The sequence below is a fragment of the Saccharothrix lopnurensis genome (assembly GCF_042658445.1).
GTDB lineage: Bacteria > Actinomycetota > Actinomycetes > Mycobacteriales > Pseudonocardiaceae > Actinosynnema > Actinosynnema lopnurensis.
Genome location: NZ_JBHSQO010000002.1, coordinates 20,080 through 37,728, shown reverse-complemented (window position 1 = coordinate 37,728; position 17,649 = coordinate 20,080). Strand labels below are relative to the sequence as shown.

The following is a 17,649-nucleotide window of genomic DNA, read 5'->3' as shown; positions in this document are numbered from 1 at the left end:
TCGGTACGGTCGCCTGGTGAACCGTGGTGTGTGGGGCGACGTCGTCGGTCAGCCCGAGGCGGTCGCGGTGCTGTCGGCGGCGGCGGAGGCGGCCGCGTCGGTCGTGGCGGGCGGGTCCCCGGCGCCGGGCGCGATGACCCACGCGTGGCTGTTCACCGGGCCTCCCGGGTCCGGGCACGTGGACGCGGCGCGGTCGTTCGCGGCGGCGCTCCAGTGCTCGGTGGCGGACGACCGGCCGGGCTGCGGCACGTGCGCCGGGTGCCACACCACGCTGGCCGGCACGCACGCCGACGTGCGCGTGGTCGCGCCGGAGGGCCTGTCGATCTCGGTGGGCGAGATGCGGTCGCTGGTCCAGGTGTCCGCGCGGCGGCCGACGGCCGGGCGCTGGCAGGTGGTGATCATCACCGAGGCCGACCGGCTCACCGAGGGCGCGGCGAACGCGCTGCTCAAGTCCGTGGAGGAGCCGCCGGAGCGGACCGTGTTCCTGCTGTGCGCGCCGTCGTCCCACCCGGACGACGTGTCGGTGACCATCCGGTCGCGGTGCCGCGTGGTGCCGCTGGGCACGCCCCGACCCGCCGCCATCGCCGCGGCGCTGGAGGAGGAGGGCCTGGCGCCCGAGGTGGCCTCGTGGGCGGCCTCGGTGTGCGGCGGGCACGTGGAGCGGGCGCGGCGGCTGGCGACCGAGGAGGACGTCCGGGCGCGGCGCGAGGCCGTGCTGCGCATCCCGCTCGCGCTGCGCCGGCCCGCGGACGTCTTCACGTGCGCCGACCAGCTCGTCTCCACCGCCGAGGCGGACGCGGTGAGCGCGCACGAGGGGCGTGACGCGGCCGAGCGCGAGGCGCTGGAGACGGCCATGGGCGCGGGCGGCACCGGCAAGGGCACCGCGGCCGCGACCCGGGGCGCGAAGGGCGCGATCAAGGACCTGGAGAAGCGGCAGAAGTCGCGGGCCACCCGGACCCAGCGCGATTCGCTGGACCAGGCCCTGGTGGACCTGGCCGCGTTCTACCGGGACGTGCTGGTCACCTCCTCGGGCGCGGGGGCGGCGCTGAACCACCCGGACCGGGCCGAGGACTCGCGGCGCGCGGCGGAGGCGTGGTCGGCCGAGTCGACGCTGCGTCGCCTGGAGGCGGTGCTGGGGTGCCGGACCGCGCTGGGGCGCAACGTCAAGCCGCGCATCGCGGTCGAGGCCATGCTCTTCACGCTCCAGCGCGGCTGAACGCCTCCCGGCGGCGCCGTGGGCCCTCAGTCCGACGGGGTCCGTTCGGGCGCTCGGGCGGCGCCGGCGCGGCGGGCGGGCAGGGCGGCGACCAGCACGACGCCGAGCAGCAGCAGGGCGGTGCCGGTCCAGAAGATCGGGACCGTCTTGTACGCCGCGTTGGTGTAGGCCAGCTGCTGCTTCGGCGGCGCGGCCGGGCCGGCACCGCCCGGTTCCGGCTGGGTGGGCGTGGGCGCCCCGCACACCACCCCGCCGGTCGGGGCGGCCGCGCGCACGATCTGCTCACCCAGGGACACCTGCGCCAACGCCGACGGCAGGTTCGGCAGCCCGAGGGCATCGGTCGGCAGCAGCTGGAGGTCGAGCAGGCGTGCGGTCGCCCCGAGCATGAACCCCTTGACGGAGGGGCCGCCCTGCTGGAGCGGTCCGTCGATGACCTGCTCCTTCTGGTTGAACTGGGCGATCTGGAGGCGCAGGACGCCGATGTCGAGGGCGTCGGCGAGGTCGCCGACCAGGGGCAGGTCCCGGCCGGGCAGGACGCCGATCGGCACGTCCAGCCGCGGGTTGGCGGCGTCGAGCACGCCCAGCTCCCGGCCGCCCTGGGCCACCCTCAGCACCGGGGCGGTGTAGGTGACCGACGAGGTGGCCGCGTCACCGGTGGACAGGGCGGTCAGCGCGGGCTGCGAGACCACGTCGATCCGCAGCTCCACCGGGGTGCCCTGGAGCAGGCGGATGCTCGCCGCCTGGAGCGTGGAGGTCGACTTGACGGCCTTGTTCGCGCTGCCCGGCAGGTCGACCAGCTCGACCGTCGAGTGGGCGCTCAGGGTGTCCGGGAGGCTGAGCAGCGAGCCGGTCGCACCGCTGTCGGGGGTGCCGGAGAGCAGGCCGCCGAGCCTGCTGAGCGGGCCGGCGAGCTGCTTGAGGTTGTCGACCAGGGACCGCTCGGCCTGCTCGTCCAGCCGGGGCGTGTCCTGGGTGAGCATCCCGGTCAGGTCCTGCGAGCTGGGCAGGGTCGGGATGGCGTTGAGCACGCTCAGGCTCGCCACCGAGGTGCGGGCGTCCGCGACCGGGCTCACGCAGGGGCCCAGCTCGTCGTGCCAGCGGGCGTGCGCGCTGCCGTTGAGCAGGCCGACCCGGAGCAGGGCGTCCAGCGGCGTGGGGGGCGGGGTGAGGCCGCCGGTGAGGGGCTCGGGGTTGTCCGGCGAGGCGGTCTGGACGAGCGTGCCGGGCGTCTGGGGCGCGCGGCCCTGGACGGCGAACCCGAGGGGCGACGCCTGGGCCACCGCGCGCTCATAACCGAGGAACGCCTCGCTGTTGGCCTGGGCGCTGGCGAGCCCCACGCCGATCTCGGCGGCGGACTGCTTGGGCAGCCGCTCGCCGAAGCCGGGCAGGACCGTGTTGGTCGGCGTCGAGTCCGGCGCGAGCCGCACGACCGCCAGCCCGGTGCCCGCGTCGCCGATCGCGTGGGTGACCAGCTCCGGCCCCGACGACGCGGGCGGCTGGCCCGGGTCCTGCGGCCCCGGCACCGGCGTGGTGACGACGGGCTGGGCGAACGCGGGGGAGGCGGCCAGCGCGACCAGCAGGGCGGCGGCGGGCAGGGCCAACGGGCGCATGTGGTCTGGTACCTCCCGTGACGGCGGCGTCAGGTGCGGCGGACGCGTGCATCCGTCACGTTCCGGCTAACGACGAACCCCCCGGTCAGGTGACGCCCGCGCTTCGGCTATAGTTGTCACGTCTCGCCGCCTTAGCTCAGTCGGCCAGAGCGGCTCACTCGTAATGAGCAGGTCATCGGTTCGATTCCGATAGGCGGCTCGCGAGATGTGAAGGCCCCGGACCCCGGTCCGGGGCCTTCGTCGTTGCTCCATCGGTCATTGCTCCATCAGGGTGACACTTCTGTCCTCGGCGTCAGGGGTGGGCGACGGTGTCGTTGCCAGCCTGGAGGTGATCGCCGATGGGCACGATGGTCCTGGCGACGGTCCTCGCCCTGCCGCTCGCCGTGCTGGCGGCGCGGGTCGGCCGCCGGCGGTGGGTGCGGCCGCGCGTGCGGACCGAGCTGTTCCGGCACCGCCTCCTGGTGGAGGACCCGGCCCGGAGCCTCACCCGGTCCTGAGCCTCACCCGGTCCTGAGCACCGGCGCGGCGACCCTGGTGACCACGTCGCCGTAGCGGCGGTGGTACTCGGCCGCGACCTCGGCGGGCGTGCCCACGACGGCGAACGCGTGCAGCACCTCGTCGGTCACCGCCTCGGCCATCCGGGCCCACTCCCCGCGCCGCGACAGCCGGTGCAGCTCCTCGTGCAGCTCGCCCCAGCCGTGCAGGTCCAGGACCTTGCGGTAGGCCGGGGTGGAGCCGTAGAAGGCGATCTGCCGCCGGACCTCGGCCACCGACCGATCGTCGTGGGCGACCAGGGACGGGCCGAGGACCCCGAGGTCCGCCGCGTGCCCCGCCTTGGCCCGGCCGCGCGCCAGGGCGGGCAGGGTCACCTCGCGCAGGTACCGCTCGGTGGTGAAGTTGTGGCACAGGAAGCCGTCCGCCACCTCGCCCGCGACCTCCGTCATCAGCTCACCCACGCCCGCCAGCCACACCGAGGGGGCGCCGAACGGGTTGGGTCCCGGGTCGAAGAACGGCGTCATCAGCGTGTGGGTGTAGAACTCGCCGCGGAACCGCAGGCGGTCGCCGGTGGCCCAGCTGTGCCAGATGGCGCGGACCGCGAGCACGAACTCGCGCATCCGCGCCGCGGGCCGTGACCAGGGCATGCCGAACCGCTTGGTCACGTGCGGCTCCACCTGCGAGCCCAGGCCCAGGTGGAACCGGCCGCCGGAGAGCAGCTGGAGGTCGTTGGCCAGCAGGGCGGTGCTCATCGGGTTGCGGGCGAACGCGACGGCGATGGCCGTGCCCAGCTCCAGGTCGACGGCGCCCGCGACGCGGCTCAGCGCGACGAACGGGTCGTGCCGCGTCTCGGCCACCCAGAACCCGTCGCAGCCCGCCTCCTCGGCCGCGCGGGCCGCCTCCGGGACGGTCGTCGGGTCGGGGTCGAGCTCCAGCCGGTCCACCTTCACGCCGGCGAACCTACTCGCTCCCCGCCCGTCGCGGTCCCGGATCGGGCCCGCGCGGCGACTCAGCCGAACCCGGCCCCGGCCCCGACCTTGATCCCGGCCCCGAACCCGGCCCCGACGACGGCGGTCGGCGTCGGCTCGGCGAACCTGGTGACCAGGCCGCCGTAGCGGCGGGCGTACTCGACCCTCGTCCCGGCGGGCGTGCCCACGACCGCGAACGCGTGCAGCACCTCGTCGGTGACCAGGCCGTTCATCTCCTCCCACCGCCCGTCCAGGGAGAGCTGGTGCAGCTCCTCGTGCAGGCCGCCCCAGCCGTGCAGGTCGAGGACCCCGCGGTAGGCCGGGGTGGAGCCGTAGAAGGCGATCTGCCGCCGGAGCCTGGCCACCGACCGGTCGTCGTGGGCGATCAGCGAGGGGCCCAGGACCTCCACGGGCGGCAGCCCACCCGACCTCGCCCGACCGCGGGCGAGCGCGGGCAGGGTCACCTCGCGCAGGTACCGCTCGGTGGTGAAGCTGTGGCACAGGAAGCCGTCGGCGACCTCGCCCGCGACCTCGGTCATCCGCTCGCCCACGCCCGCCAGCCACACCGCGGGGCTGCCGAACGGGTTGGGTCCCGGGTCGAAGATCGGCGTCATCAGGGTGTGGGTGTAGAACTCGCCGCGGAACCGGAGCGGCTCGCGGGTGGCCCAGCCGCGCCAGATCGCGCGCAGCGCGAGCACGAACTCGCGCATCCGCGCCGCGGGCCGTGACCAGGGCATGCCGAACCGGTTGGTGATGTGCGCCTCCACCTGGGAACCCAGGCCCAGGTGGAAGCGCCCGCAGGAGAGCAGCTGGAGGTCGTTGGCCAGCACGGCGGTGCTCATCGGGTTGCGCGCGAACGCCACCGCGACGGCCGTGCCCAGGTCCAGGTCCACCTCGCCCGCGACGCGGCTCAGCGCGACGAACGGGTCGCGGCAGGTCTCGGCCACCCAGAACCCGTCGCAGCCCGCCTCCTCGGCGGCCCGCGCGAGGTCGAGGGCCACTGTCGGGTCGGGGCTCATCTCCACCCGGTCCACCTTCACAGCGGGCAGGATACCGCCGAACGGAGCAGTCCGCCCGGCGAACGGACGGCCCGCGCCGCGGTCGTCAGCGGTTCGGCCGCAGCGTCCAGACGACGGTCATCTCCCCGGTCGTGACCCCCTCGGCGTTGGTGATCGTCACGTGCACGGGGAACTCCGGCCGCGTGCCGCCCCCCAGTTCCGCCACCACGTCCGCGGCCGGCCGGCCCAGCACCGCCTCGGCGCGCAGGGGGCCCAGCGCCAGCTTCCGGTAGGCGATCTCCGACCGGACGACCAGCGGCGTGGCCCGCTCCAGGTGCGGCGCGAACGCGGCCATCACCACCGCGCCGGACGCGGTCTCGCCCACGCCGAACACGACGGCCGCGTGCGGCCCGCCGACGTGGTTGTGCAGGTCGTCCCGGTCGGGCAGCCCGGCCACCACCCGGTCGCCCGAGACCTCCAGGAACTCCACGCCCGTGGTCCTGACCCACGGCACCGCCTGCTTCATCGCCTCGGCGACGAACGAGTGATCAGCGCTCATGGTCGTGACATTACCGGTCGGTAACCGGTGAGACGGCGGTCACGGGTATTTCGTTTGCCAGAACCCTTCGGCAGGTTCATGCTTGCATCCAGCAACTAGTTGTTTGATGCAAGCAAACGGAGTGTGGCATGGCGACCCCGGGGCGTCACGACGCGCAGGCCGACGACCTGGTCAGCGCGGACCGGCTGGGCATGGCCCTGGTGCGGATGAACAAGATGCACGCCTGCGTCGCCGCCCACCTGAGCAAGACGGGGGTCGACAAGTCCGCGTTCGTCCTGCTGGCCAACCTGAACCAGCTGGGGCCCTCGCGGTCGAGCGCCCTCGCCGAGGCGGTGTTCTCGGACCCCTCCACGGTCAGCCGCCAGGTGGCGGTCCTGGTGAAGGAGGGGCTGGTCGAGCGCCGGGCCGACCCGGAGGACGGCCGCGCCAGCGTGCTGGCGGTGACCGGGGCGGGGGCCCGGCTGCTGGCCGAACGCCGCAAGCAGCGCAACGAGGCGCTGATCCACCTGTTCGCGGACTGGAGCCCCGAGGACCGGGACCGGTTCGTCGAGTTCTTCGAGCGCTTCGTGGGGGACTACGAGAAGGCGCTCCCGTATTTCATCGCTGAGGGCGGGCTGGGGCCGCGCTCAGAAGGGGAGAGATGAGCATGTCGGAAGCGACCCGAGCGGACGCGACGCCACCAGGCGCCGCGCTGCTCACCCACCGGCAGATCCTGACCATCCTGTCGGGCCTGCTGCTCGGGCTTTTCCTGGCCGCGCTGGACCAGATGATCGTGGCCACCGCCATGAAGACCATCGCGGACGAGCTGCACGGCCAGACCCTCCAGGCGTGGGCGACCACGGCCTACCTGATCACCGCGACGATCTCCACGCCGCTCTACGGCAAGCTGTCCGACATCTACGGCCGCAAGCCGATGTACCTGACCGCGATCTCGCTGTTCCTCGCGGGCTCGCTGCTGTCGGGCATCGCGGGCTCGATGTACGAGCTGGCCGCGTTCCGCGCGGTCCAGGGCCTGGGCGCGGGCGGCCTGATGTCGCTGGCCATGGCGATCATGGCGGACATCACCTCGCCGCGCGAGCGCAGCCGCTACATGGGCTACTTCATGGCCGTGTTCGGCGTGGCCAGCGTCGCCGGCCCGGTCGTCGGCGGCCTGTTCGCGGGCCTGGAGACGTTCCTCGGCACGGCCGGCTGGCGCTGGGTGTTCCTGATCAACGTGCCGATCGCGCTGGTCGCGCTGGTCGTCGTGGCCAAGGTGCTGAACATCCCGCACCAGCGGGTGAACCACCGGATCGACTTCGTCGGCGCGGGCCTGCTCACCGTCGGCCTGGTGCCGCTGCTGATCGTGGCCGAGCAGGGCCGCGAGTGGGGTTGGGCCTCGGGCACCTCGATCGCCCTGTACGCGGTCGGCGTGCTCGGCCTGATCGGCTTCGTGCTGACCGAGAAGCGCATGGGCGACGAGGCGCTGCTGCCGCTGCGGCTGTTCCGCCGCCAGACGTTCTCGCTGGGCAACGCCATCAACTTCGTGCTGGGCCTGGGCATGTTCGGCGGCATGGTGTCGCTGCCGCTGTACCTCCAGATCGTGCAGGGGTACTCGGCCACCGAGTCCGGCCTGATGATGGTGCCGATGACCCTCGGCATCATGACCGCGGCGGGCACCAGCGGCAGCATCACCGCCAGGACCGGCCGCTACAAGGTGTTCCCGGTGGCCGGGTTCGGCGTCATGACGGTCGCGCTGTTCCTGTTCAGCTTCGTCGGCCCGGACACCCCGCTCTACCAGCCGCTGGTGCTGATGTTCCTCCTGGGCGTCGGCCTCGGCCTGAACATGCAGACCCTGCTGGTGGCCATCCAGAACGACGCCGAGCCGCGCGACATGGGCGTGGCGACCTCGTCGGCCACGTTCTTCCGGCAGATCGGCGGCACGGTCGGCACCGCGGTGTTCCTGTCGATCCTGTTCAGCACGGTCGGCGACAAGATCGGCGCCGCGCTGCGCTCGGCGATGGGCTCGCCGGAGTTCCAGGCCGCGCTGGCCCGCCCGGAGAACCGCGAGTTCGCCGGGGCGCTCCAGGGCGGGCAGGGCTTCGACCTGGACAACACCGAGTTCCTCAACGGGCTCGACCCGGTGCTGGCCCGGCCGTTCCTGGACGGCTTCTCCGGCTCGATCGACCTGGTGTTCCTGGTCGGCTCGCTGGTCACCCTGGTCGGCTTCGTGATCGTGTGGTTCCTGCGCGAGGTGCCGCTGTCCTCCCGCTCCGGCCTGGAGCGGGTGAAGGACGCCGAGGGCGAGGAGCCCGCCCCCATCGCGATGCACTGACGCGAGAACGCCGACGCGGGGGCGCCGACACGAGAACGCCGACACGAGAAAGCCGGAAGGCCCGCTCCCCGGTCCGGGGGCGGGCCTTCCGGCAGCACGCCTTACGCGCTCAGTGCTCCTCGCCGCGCGCCACGGCGTCCTTGAGGCGCTGGTAGGAGCGGACGATCTCGGCCTCGGCCTCGGTCCGGCCCACCCAGGTCGCGCCCTCGACGCTCTTGCCCGGCTCCAGGTCCTTGTAGACCTCGAAGAAGTGCTGGATCTCCAGCCGGTAGAACTCGCTCAGGTGGTGGATGTCGCGCAGGTGCTCGCTGCGCGGGTCCTCCGCCGGCACGCAGAGCAGCTTGTCGTCGCCGCCCTTCTCGTCCGTCATCCGGAACATGCCGATGGCGCGGGAGCGGATGAGGCAGCCCGGGAAGGTCGGCTCCTGGACCAGGACGAGGGCGTCGAGGGGGTCGCCGTCCTCACCGAGCGTGTTGTCGACGAACCCGTAGTCCGCCGGGTACTGAGTGGCCGTGAACAGGGTGCGGTCCAGCCGGATGCGCCCCGTCTTGTGGTCCATCTCGTACTTGTTGCGGACCCCCTTGGGGATCTCGATGGTGACGTCGAACTCCACTACGCGGTCCTCGCTCGTTCTCGCCGTTCGTTACGCCACTAGTGTGGACTACGACGTCTCGTCAACCCCGAGCCCAGGGTGTGACGTTGCCCGTACTCGACCGCGGAGGATCGCGTTGCCCGACGAGCCATCCTGGCCCACCGTTGACGGCGACGACGCCAGGCACGAACCGCCGACGGTGCAGGTCAGGCGGCCGGACCCGCCCACGGTGCGCATCCCGGCCCCGGTACCGCCGGAACGCAGGCCGCCCGCGCCCGAACCGGCCGCGCCGCAGCCGCCGCCCCCCGCGGGGGCCGGGAAAGAGATCAAGTCGGAACCTGAACCCGCTCCTGAACCGATCACGGAACGTGAAGAACCGGCCCCGCCCACCCGGCGGCGCAAGCGGCCGTTCGTCCTCGCCGCGGCCGTGCTGCTCGTGCTCGCGCTGGCGGGCGCGGCCGTGGTGGGGACCCAGCGCGGGTGGTTCGACCGGACGCCCGCCGCGACCACCGCGGCGCCCGCCCCGCCCGCGCCGGTGACGATGGCGGTCCGGGGCGTGGGCCCGGACGGCGAGCGGCCCACCCCGGCGGGCGTGCGGTCCGCGCTGGCCGGGCCGCTGGCCGACGGGCCGCTGGCCCCGCTGACGGGCACCGTGATCGACCCGGCGAACCGCCAGGTGCTGTGGAACCAGGGCGAGACCACCCCGGCCACCCCCGCGTCCACCACCAAGATCCTGGTCGCCGCGGCCGCGCTGCTCGTCCTCGACCACACGGACCAGCTGTCGACGAAGGTCGTGCGGGGCACCCAGCCGGGAACGGTCGTGCTGGTCGGCGGCGGTGACCCGACGCTGTCCCCGCTGCCCGTCGGGCAGCCCACGGTCTACCCGAACGCGCCGACCCTCGACGACCTCGTCGCCCAGGTCAAGGCGGCCTCGCCCGGCCAGGTCACGCAGGTGCTCTACGACGCGTCGCGCTACACCGGACCGGGGATGGCGCCCGGCTGGGACCCGGCCGACGTGCCCAACGGCTACATCTCGCCGATCCAGCCCCTGATGCTCAGCGGCGGCCGCAGCGACCCCACGTTCCTCGACATCCGGCGCACCGAGACCCCCGCCGCCGACACCGCCACCGCGCTCGCGCAGCGGCTGGGCGTCCCCTCGGTCGCGGCCGGCGCCGCGCCGGAGGGCGCCGAGGTGCTCGGCGAGGTGCGGTCCGTGCCGGTGGACCAACTGGTCGAGAACATGATGCAGCTGTCCGACAACGTGCTCGGCGAGACGCTGTCGCGCGAGGTGGCGATCGCCCGCGGCGCGGAGCCGTCGTTCGCGGGCGGCGCGCAGGCGGTGCGGGACGTGCTCGTCGAGAACGGGTTCGACCTCACCGGGGCCACGTTCGTGGACGGCAGCGGGCTGTCGCCGAACAACAAGCTGCCCTCGCGGCTGCTGGCCGACCTCCTGGCCGCCGCCGCCGGCCCCGACACCGCCGACCCGAAGACCGCGAAGCTGCGGCCGGTGCTGACCGCGCTGCCGGTGGCGGGCGGCAGCGGCACCCTGGCCGGCCGGTTCACCGAGCAGGGCACCGGCGGGCGCGGCTGGGTGCGCGGCAAGACCGGGACGCTGACCAGCGTGAACTCCCTGGCCGGGGTGGTGCTGGACACCGACGGGCGGCTGCTGGTGTTCGCGTTCATGTCCCTGAGCAACCAGAACACCCTGGGGGTGCGCGGCGGGCTGGACGAGCTGGCGGCGGCCCTGCGCACCTGCGGTTGCTAGCACCCCGGGTGCCCGGTTGGTGTGTCGCCCACCCGGTCGGCGCAGGTAGCGTCAACGGGGTGAACCCGGCGACGCAGGACCGCAGCGCCCCGAGCGGGCAGGCCCCCCACCGGACCACGGTCGACTGGGACCTGGCCGTCACCACCGCGACCAAGCTCCTGCGCCCCGGCCCGGTGGTGCCCAGGGCCGAGGCGGACGTGGCCGTGCACCGGCTGCGCGAGCTGGCCGTGGACGCCGAGGTCCACGTGCGCGAGCTGACCGGCCTCGGGCACGGGCTGCCGCTGCGGCCCGGCGAGGTCGTGGACCGGCCCGGCTGGGTGCGGGCCGCCGTGCAGGGGCTGGCCGCGCTGACCGACGGCGCGCTGCCCCGGCAGCCCGGGGCGTTCGGCGGTGTCCTGGCGGGCACGGCGGGCGTGCAGGCGGGCGTGGTCGTGGCGTTCCTCAGCGGCCGGGTGCTCGGCCAGTACGACCCGTTCTCCGGGGGCGGCAGGCTGCTGCTCGTGGCGCCCAACATCGTCGGCGCCCAGCGGTCCCTCGACGTGCCCGGCGAGGAGTTCAGCATGTGGGTGTGCCTGCACGAGGGCACCCACCGGCTCCAGTTCACCGCCGTGCCGTGGCTCGCCGGGCACTTCTCCGGCCTGGTCACGACCCTGCTCGACACCATGGACGAGAGCTCCACGCCCCGCCTGCGCGACCTGCCGAGGCGGCTGCGCGAGGCGGGCGGCGTGGTGGACCTGCTCCAGAGCCCCGCCCAGCGCGAGGTGCTGGACCGGCTGCTCGCCCTGTCCACGCTGCTGGAGGGGCACGCCGACCACGTGATGGACGCCGTCGGCCCGGAGGTGGTGCCGTCGGTCCGCGTCATCCGCGAGCGCTTCACCGCCCGCCGCAAGGGCGGCGGCCTGCTGGACCGCGTGCTGCGCACGCTGCTGGGCGTGGAGGCCAAGGTCCGCCAGTACGCCGAGGGCGCGGCGTTCACCGGGCACGTGGTCGACGCGGTCGGCATGGAGCGCTTCAACACCGTCTGGACCGGCCCGGAGACCCTGCCGACGCGCGCCGAGATCGCCGACCCGGCCGCCTGGCTGCGCCGCGTCCAACCGTGAGGCGCCTGCCGTGAACGGGCCGCTGGCGGAGGTCCGCGTGGCCGTGCGGCGGTTCCTCGACGAGCACCGGCCGGAGGCGGTCGCCGTCGCGGTGAGCGGCGGCGCGGACTCGCTCGCGCTGGCCGCCGTGACCGCGCGGCTGACCGGCGCGCTCGCCGTCGTGGTCGACCACGGGCTCCAGGACGGCTCGGCGCGGGTCGCCGAGGACGCCGCGCGGACGTGCCGCGAGCTGGGGCTCGACGCCGAGGTGCGCCGGGTGGAGGTCACCGGTCCGGGTGGTCCCGAGGCGGCCGCCCGGCGGGCCAGGTACGCGGCGCTGAGACCGGAGCGCGGGCTGGTGCTGCTCGGCCACACCCGGGACGACCAGGCGGAGACCGTGCTGCTCGGCCTGGGTCGCGGCTCGGGGGCGCGCAGCATCGCCGGGATGCGCCCGCACGACCCGCCGTGGGGCCGCCCGCTGCTGGGCGTCTCCCGGGCCACCACCACCGCCGCCTGCGCCGAGCTGGGCCTGACCCCGTGGCACGACCCGCACAACGACGACCCCCGCTACACCAGGGTCAGGCTGCGCGCGGAGGTGCTGCCGCTGCTGGAGGACGTGCTCCGGGGCGGGGTCGCGGACGCACTCGCCCGCACCGCGGCCCAGCTGCGGGAGGACAACGACGCCCTGGACGAGCTGGCCGCGGCGTTCGACGGCGACTGCTGCGCGGTGGTGGAGGTCGAGCCGCTGCCCGCCGCGCTGCGCCGGCGCGTGCTGCGGCGGTGGCTGCTGCGGGAGAGCGTGCCCGAGTTGTCCGACTCGCACCTGAGACGGGTGGACGCCCTGGTGAGCGACTGGCGAGGTCAGGGCGGGGTGTGGCTGCCCGGCGGCTTTGTGGCTCGGCGCGCGCATGGCAGGCTTGAAGTGGAACCAGTGCAGGCATGACCAAAGGGGAACCGTCCGTGTACGACGGCGACATCAGTTCCGTGCTCATCACCGAGCAGGAGATCAGCGACAAGGTGACCGAGCTGGCCAACAAGGTCGCCGCCGACTACCCCGCCGACGGCGGGAACGACCTGGTGCTGATCACCGTGCTGAAGGGCGCGGTGATGTTCATGACGGACCTGGCCCGCGCCCTGCCGGTGCCGGTGCAGCTGGAGTTCATGGCGGTGAGCTCCTACGGCTCGTCGACCTCGTCCTCCGGCGTGGTGCGCATCCTCAAGGACCTCGACCGCGACATCGCCGACCGCGACGTGGTCATCGTCGAGGACATCATCGACTCGGGCCTGACCCTGTCGTGGCTGCTCAAGAACCTGGCCTCGCGCAAGCCGCGGTCGCTGGAGGTCTGCACGCTGCTGCGCAAGCCGGACGCGGTCAAGGTCGAGGTGCCGGTGAAGTACGTCGGCTTCGAGATCCCCAACGAGTTCGTGGTGGGCTACGGCCTGGACTACGCCGAGCGCTACCGCGACCTGCCCTACATCGGCACCCTGGACCCGAAGGTCTACTCGGGCTGAGCCGCGCGGTCGGGGCGGTCCCGGCGAGGACCGCCCCGACCCCGCTCAGCAGTTCGGCCGGCAGCGGCGCTGCGAGATGGCGTCCAGCAGCACGCCGCGGATGTCCTCCGGCTCCAGGGCCTGGTACGCCTTGCCGCCGGTGGCCTCCGCGATGCGCTTGAGCGCGTCCATGTCGGCCTCCCGACCCAGGCCGATCATCATCATCGGCACGGGCCGGGACGGGTCGGCCTCCTCCCGCAGCGCGGTCAGCAGGGAGGGCAGGTCGATGCTGGAGATGTCGTCGTTGCTGCCGTCGGTCATCAGCGTGACCGAGTTGATCATCGACGGGTCGTAGGTCCGCTGCACGTGGCGGAACGCGGCCAGCACCGTGTCGTTCAGCGCGGTGCCGCCGCCGACCAGCTGGTTCAGGCCGTTCGCGCCCTTCTGGAGCTGCACGCGGCGCGGCGCGCCCGCGATCGGCTCGCCCAGCGGACCGATCGGCACCAGCTCGATCCAGTCGTTCGGGGGCTTCTTGTTCGTGGAGAACGCCCACAGGCCGATCTCCGAGGTGTCCGGCAGCATCCCCAGCGCGGTCAGCGCGGCCTCCTTCGCCGCGTCGACCCTGGTCCGGCCGTCGCTGGTCGTCTCGGCCATCGAGCCGGACACGTCCAGCACGGCCAGCAGCCGCGTGTCCAGGCTGACCGCGCCCCAGGTGCGCAGCAGCTCGGAGACCTCGTCGGGGGACGGCGTGGCGAGGGTGGCCACGTCGCCGCCGCGCACGCCGTCGGCCTCGGTGGTCCAGCCCTCGGGCGCCGTGCCGTCGGGGGCGCGGAAGCCCGCCTCGGCGAACCGCCGGTCGGTGCGGTCGGCGCGCAGCGCCTGCTCGAAGCCCGCCGCGGCCGCCTCGGTGCCCGCCGCCTCGCCGGCCCGGCTCACCCGCACCAGCGGGAAGTCGAACGCGACCGTGCCCTCCTTCGGCTGGGAGGCCACGACCCGGCGCGCCCCGGCGGCCCGGTTGGCGCTGAGCACGCCCTGCTCGGAGGCGGTGAACACGGGGGCGTCCTCGGTGCCCTGCACGACCTTGCCGAACGCGTCGCGCACGGACGGCAGCGCGTCCCGGCCGACCCGCAGCAGCGCGCCGATCAGCTCGGGCCTGGGCGTGCCGTCGGGGTTGCCCAGCCGGGCGCGGATGACCGCGAGCGTGGCCAGGCCCTCGGTGGAGGTGGTCGGGTCGCTCAGCGTCACCGACACCTTCGGGTCGACGACCCGCGCCCAGCTCACGGGCGTGACGGGCCAGCCGAGCGCGGTCATCGCCCGCTCGGAGCCCGCGATCAGCAGCGGGGAGGTGGCCAGCGGTGCGCGGATCTCCAGCCTCGGCGCGCCCGAGCCCTCGTCGCCCGACTGCCGCCGGGTCTCCGCCGCCCACATGGACGAGTCCGGCACCCACAGCGCGGGCGGGTTGATCTGGGCGGTGGGCAGCTCCTTCGCCACGTCGGCCGCGCCGCGCGCCTCCACCTGCACCTGCACGCACCTGCCGTCCACCACGGGCCGGGTGGCCAGGTAGTCGTCGGCGGCGCCCCGCACCACCTGCTCGACCGCGGGCGTGACCGCGACCTTGAGCGGGAGGGTGCCCCGGCACTCCGGTCCGCCGGTCACCCGGATCGCCACGACGGCCACGCCGGCGGCGGCCACGACGCCGAGCAGCGCGCCCACGGGCAGGGCGACGCGGCGGAGGCGACCGGGGGTGGCTCGGTTGCGCGTTGCCATGCTTGACACCTTCGCTCGGTGTTCACCCGGTTGGACGAACTGAGAACTCGTGGTAGTTGCCGAGGATGACACGGCGGCGTCACATGACAAACTCTCGTGTTGCATGTCACCCGAGTGGCACTCACATTCTCGCTACCTGCTGGTAACGCGCCACCCCCGGTGAGGTACTACGGCCTTCGGGCGCGACCGGTTCACCGCCGGCGCCCGGCCCGGCTGAACCGGTTCGACCTGCGATCCGTGTCCGAGGTCACCGGGTCGAACAGGGCGGGAACACCGGGGGGCTCCCGCCCGTTGGTCCGGCAGGACACGACGGGTCCCGAACGCGGAGCGCTCCGCCCGCGCACGGGCGGTAGGCTGGTCGGACGGGTGTGCCCGTCCGCGCCCGTCGACAAGTCAGGGAGGGTCGAGGCCGCCCGTCGGCCGTAAGTGCATGGACCGCAAGCGCCTGCTTCGCAACCCGCTGCTGTGGATCGTGGCGGTGTTGTTGCTCTTCTACGCCTTCAACGTGCTCTTCGACGACAACCGGGGCTACACCCCGATCAAGACGTCCCAGGCACTCCAGCAGATCCGGGACGGCCAGGTCAAGGAAGCCACGATCGAGGACAAGGAGCAGCTGCTCAAGCTCACCCTGAACGACGGGGTGACCGTCGAGGGCGGCAACCGCGTGCGGGCGCAGTTCCCGGCGAGCTCCACGGACGAGATCTTCACCATCCTCGACGAGGCGCCCAACGACCCCGTCCTGGAGACCAAGGTCACCCAGGACTCGTTCCTGACGCAGATGCTGCTGTACCTGGTCCCGCTGGGCCTGCTGCTGCTCCTGCTGATGTGGATGATGAACAACGCCCAGGGCGGCGGCAACCGCGTCCTCAACTTCGGCAAGTCCAAGGCCAAGCAGCTCTCCAAGGACATGCCCAAGACGACGTTCGCCGACGTGGCGGGCGCCGAGGAGGCGGTGGAGGAGCTCTACGAGATCAAGGACTTCCTCCAGAACCCGGGCCGCTACCAGGCCCTGGGCGCCAAGATCCCCAAGGGCGTGCTGCTCTACGGCCCGCCCGGCACCGGCAAGACGCTGCTCGCGCGCGCCGTGGCCGGCGAGGCGGGGGTGCCGTTCTACTCGATCTCCGGCTCCGACTTCGTGGAGATGTTCGTCGGCGTCGGCGCCTCGCGCGTGCGCGACCTGTTCGAGCAGGCCAAGCAGAACGCGCCCTGCATCATCTTCGTGGACGAGATCGACGCCGTCGGTCGCCACCGCGGCGCCGGCATGGGCGGCGGCCACGACGAGCGCGAGCAGACGCTGAACCAGCTGCTCGTCGAGATGGACGGCTTCGACTCCCGCGGCGGGATCATCCTGATCGCGGCGACCAACCGGCCGGACATCCTCGACCCGGCGCTGCTGCGGCCGGGCCGCTTCGACCGGCAGATCCCGGTGTCCGTGCCGGACCTCAAGGGTCGCAAGCAGATCCTGCGCGTGCACTCCAAGGGCAAGCCGCTGGCCCCGGACGCCGAGATGGACGGCCTGGCCAAGCGCACCGTCGGGTTCTCCGGCGCCGACCTGGCCAACGTGATCAACGAGGCCGCCCTGCTGACCGCCCGCCAGAACGGCACCGTCATCACCAACGCCGCCCTGGAGGAGTCGGTCGACCGCGTGATCGGCGGTCCGGCCCGCAAGAGCCGGATCATCTCCGAGAAGGAGAAGAAGATCACCGCCTACCACGAGGCCGGGCACGCCCTGGCCGCGTGGGCGATGCCGGACATCGACCCGGTCTACAAGGTCACGATCCTGGCCCGCGGCCGGACGGGTGGTCACACCCTGTCCGTGCCCGAGGAGGACAAGGACCTGATGACCAGGTCCGAGATGATCGCCCGGCTGGTGTTCGCGCTGGGCGGCCGCTCCGCCGAGGAGCTGGTCTTCCACGAGCCGACCACGGGCGCGTCGAACGACATCGAGCAGGCGACCAAGATCGCCCGCGCGATGGTCACCGAGTACGGCATGTCCGCCCGGCTGGGCGCGGTCAAGTACGGCCAGGAGGGCGGCGAGCCGTTCCTCGGCCGCACCGCGGGCAGGCAGGCGGACTACTCGCTGGAGGTCGCGCACGAGATCGACGAGGAGGTGCGCGAGCTGATCGAGGCCGCGCACACCGAGGCGTACGAGGTGCTCAACACCTACCGCGACGTGCTCGACGCGCTGACCCTGGAACTGATCGAGAAGGAGACCCTGCACCAGAAGGACCTGGAGCGGGTGTTCGCCAGCGTCGAGAAGCGGCCCCGGATCACCAAGTTCAACGAGTTCGGCAACCGCACCCCCTCGGACAAGCCGCCGGTCAAGACCCCGGCGGAGCTGGCCAAGGAGCGCGGCGAGCCGTGGCCGCCCGCGATCGAGGACGTGCGCGACGGTGAGCCCTCGGTGCCGGACCCGATCCCCGGGCCGCCGGTCAACCCGAACGGGCCGAACGGCAGCAACGGGGCGCAGTACCCGCAGCCGTACCCGGCGGCGCAGCCCGGTCAGAAGCACCAGGGGCAGCCGCAGCACGGTCAGCCGCAGTACCAGGGCCAGCAGTACCAGGGGCAGCCGCAGTACCAGGAGCCCTACCAGGGGCAGCCCTACCCGGCGCAGCCGCAGCCGCCGCACGCGCCGTCGGCCGTCCCGCCGAACTACGGCGCGCCGCCCGGGTGGACCCCGGCGACCGCGCCGGGTGGCGGGGTCGCCCAGCCGCCGTGGCAGCCGCAGCCCGGACAACCGCAGGACGCCGAGGCGGGCAAGCGGAACTTCGAGACGGATCCGGACAACCGCACGTGAC

At 73.5% G+C, this 17,649-nt stretch carries 15 protein-coding genes and 1 tRNA gene; 10 read left to right on the top strand and 6 right to left on the bottom strand.

Features of this window, described 5'->3' with window-relative positions; genetic code table 11:
• Positions 1-16: 16 nt before the first annotated feature.
• The gene (locus tag ACFP3R_RS02210; protein WP_380632194.1) at positions 17-1,216 is read left to right on the top strand and encodes a DNA polymerase III subunit delta'; all 1,200 of its coding nucleotides are present in this window, start codon (positions 17-19) and stop codon (positions 1,214-1,216) included.
• A 26-nt stretch (positions 1,217-1,242) separates the two neighbouring features.
• On the opposite strand, the gene ACFP3R_RS02205 is transcribed toward ACFP3R_RS02210, so the two are convergent.
• Positions 1,243-2,826 (bottom strand): hypothetical protein, encoded by a 1,584-nt coding sequence (locus tag ACFP3R_RS02205; protein WP_380632193.1) that lies wholly within the window; start codon positions 2,824-2,826, stop codon positions 1,243-1,245.
• Positions 2,827-2,951: 125 nt separating this feature from the next.
• Between ACFP3R_RS02205 and ACFP3R_RS02200 the strand changes: the two genes are divergently transcribed.
• Positions 2,952-3,025 (top strand) — tRNA-Thr (locus tag ACFP3R_RS02200).
• A 139-nt stretch (positions 3,026-3,164) separates the two neighbouring features.
• Entirely contained in the window at positions 3,165-3,323 is a 159-nt protein-coding gene (locus tag ACFP3R_RS02195) for a hypothetical protein (protein WP_380632191.1), read from the top strand.
• A gap of 3 nt (positions 3,324-3,326) precedes the next feature.
• Here ACFP3R_RS02195 and ACFP3R_RS02190 read toward each other — a convergent pair whose 3' ends face one another.
• From ACFP3R_RS02190 to ACFP3R_RS02180, 3 genes are all read right to left on the bottom strand, one after another.
• The gene (locus ACFP3R_RS02190; protein ID WP_380632189.1) at positions 3,327-4,271 is read right to left on the bottom strand and encodes a TIGR03617 family F420-dependent LLM class oxidoreductase; all 945 of its coding nucleotides are present in this window, start codon (positions 4,269-4,271) and stop codon (positions 3,327-3,329) included.
• 59 nt (positions 4,272-4,330) lie between these two features.
• A complete protein-coding gene (locus tag ACFP3R_RS02185; protein WP_380632187.1) occupies positions 4,331-5,329 on the bottom strand; it encodes a TIGR03617 family F420-dependent LLM class oxidoreductase in 999 nt (332 codons plus the stop codon).
• A gap of 64 nt (positions 5,330-5,393) precedes the next feature.
• Positions 5,394-5,846, bottom strand: a complete 453-nt coding sequence (locus ACFP3R_RS02180; protein WP_380632186.1) for a DUF4442 domain-containing protein — start codon at positions 5,844-5,846, stop codon at positions 5,394-5,396.
• A gap of 128 nt (positions 5,847-5,974) precedes the next feature.
• Here ACFP3R_RS02180 and ACFP3R_RS02175 point away from each other — a divergent pair, with 128 nt between their 5' ends.
• A complete protein-coding gene (locus tag ACFP3R_RS02175; protein ID WP_380632185.1) occupies positions 5,975-6,490 on the top strand; it encodes a MarR family winged helix-turn-helix transcriptional regulator in 516 nt (171 codons plus the stop codon).
• Positions 6,491-6,492: 2 nt separating this feature from the next.
• Positions 6,493-8,157, top strand: coding sequence for an MDR family MFS transporter (locus ACFP3R_RS02170; protein WP_380632183.1), 1,665 nt, complete (start codon positions 6,493-6,495; stop codon positions 8,155-8,157).
• Positions 8,158-8,266: 109 nt separating this feature from the next.
• Here the strand turns inward: ACFP3R_RS02170 and ACFP3R_RS02165 are convergent, their stop codons facing one another.
• A complete protein-coding gene (locus ACFP3R_RS02165) occupies positions 8,267-8,770 on the bottom strand; it encodes an inorganic diphosphatase (RefSeq protein ID WP_380632181.1) in 504 nt (167 codons plus the stop codon).
• A gap of 115 nt (positions 8,771-8,885) precedes the next feature.
• On the opposite strand from ACFP3R_RS02165, the gene dacB reads away from it, so the two are divergent.
• From dacB to hpt, 4 genes are read left to right on the top strand one after another with little or no spacing between them, the layout of a single operon-like run.
• On the top strand, positions 8,886-10,514 hold the full coding sequence (gene dacB, locus ACFP3R_RS02160) for a D-alanyl-D-alanine carboxypeptidase/D-alanyl-D-alanine endopeptidase (RefSeq protein ID WP_380632179.1): 1,629 nt from the start codon (positions 8,886-8,888) through the stop codon (positions 10,512-10,514).
• 59 nt (positions 10,515-10,573) lie between these two features.
• Positions 10,574-11,614: a zinc-dependent metalloprotease gene (locus ACFP3R_RS02155; protein WP_380632177.1), complete on the top strand. Its 1,041-nt coding sequence runs from the start codon at positions 10,574-10,576 to the stop codon at positions 11,612-11,614.
• 10 nt (positions 11,615-11,624) lie between these two features.
• The gene (gene tilS / locus ACFP3R_RS02150) at positions 11,625-12,536 is read left to right on the top strand and encodes a tRNA lysidine(34) synthetase TilS (RefSeq protein ID WP_380632175.1); all 912 of its coding nucleotides are present in this window, start codon (positions 11,625-11,627) and stop codon (positions 12,534-12,536) included.
• 17 nt (positions 12,537-12,553) lie between these two features.
• Positions 12,554-13,105: a hypoxanthine phosphoribosyltransferase gene (hpt, locus tag ACFP3R_RS02145; RefSeq protein ID WP_380632825.1), complete on the top strand. Its 552-nt coding sequence runs from the start codon at positions 12,554-12,556 to the stop codon at positions 13,103-13,105.
• Positions 13,106-13,150: 45 nt separating this feature from the next.
• On the opposite strand, the gene ACFP3R_RS02140 is transcribed toward hpt, so the two are convergent.
• The gene (locus ACFP3R_RS02140; protein ID WP_380632173.1) at positions 13,151-14,851 is read right to left on the bottom strand and encodes a substrate-binding domain-containing protein; all 1,701 of its coding nucleotides are present in this window, start codon (positions 14,849-14,851) and stop codon (positions 13,151-13,153) included.
• 430 nt (positions 14,852-15,281) lie between these two features.
• Between ACFP3R_RS02140 and ftsH the strand changes: the two genes are divergently transcribed.
• Entirely contained in the window at positions 15,282-17,648 is a 2,367-nt protein-coding gene (gene ftsH / locus ACFP3R_RS02135) for an ATP-dependent zinc metalloprotease FtsH (RefSeq protein ID WP_380632171.1), read from the top strand.
• The last annotated feature ends 1 nt before the right edge of the window (position 17,649 follow it).

Excerpts from the sequence above, each read along its gene's own strand:
- ACFP3R_RS02140 (WP_380632173.1), bottom strand. The coding sequence starts at position 14,851 with ATGGCAACGCGCAACCGAGCCACCCCCGGTCGCCTCCGCCGCGTCGCC.
- ACFP3R_RS02205 (WP_380632193.1), bottom strand. The coding sequence starts at position 2,826 with ATGCGCCCGTTGGCCCTGCCCGCCGCCGCCCTGCTGGTCGCGCTGGCC.
- ACFP3R_RS02195 (WP_380632191.1), top strand. The coding sequence starts at position 3,165 with ATGGGCACGATGGTCCTGGCGACGGTCCTCGCCCTGCCGCTCGCCGTG.
- ACFP3R_RS02180 (WP_380632186.1), bottom strand. The coding sequence starts at position 5,846 with ATGAGCGCTGATCACTCGTTCGTCGCCGAGGCGATGAAGCAGGCGGTG.
- ftsH (WP_380632171.1), top strand. The coding sequence starts at position 15,282 with ATGGACCGCAAGCGCCTGCTTCGCAACCCGCTGCTGTGGATCGTGGCG.
- ACFP3R_RS02175 (WP_380632185.1), top strand. The coding sequence starts at position 5,975 with ATGGCGACCCCGGGGCGTCACGACGCGCAGGCCGACGACCTGGTCAGC.
- ACFP3R_RS02170 (WP_380632183.1), top strand. The coding sequence starts at position 6,493 with ATGTCGGAAGCGACCCGAGCGGACGCGACGCCACCAGGCGCCGCGCTG.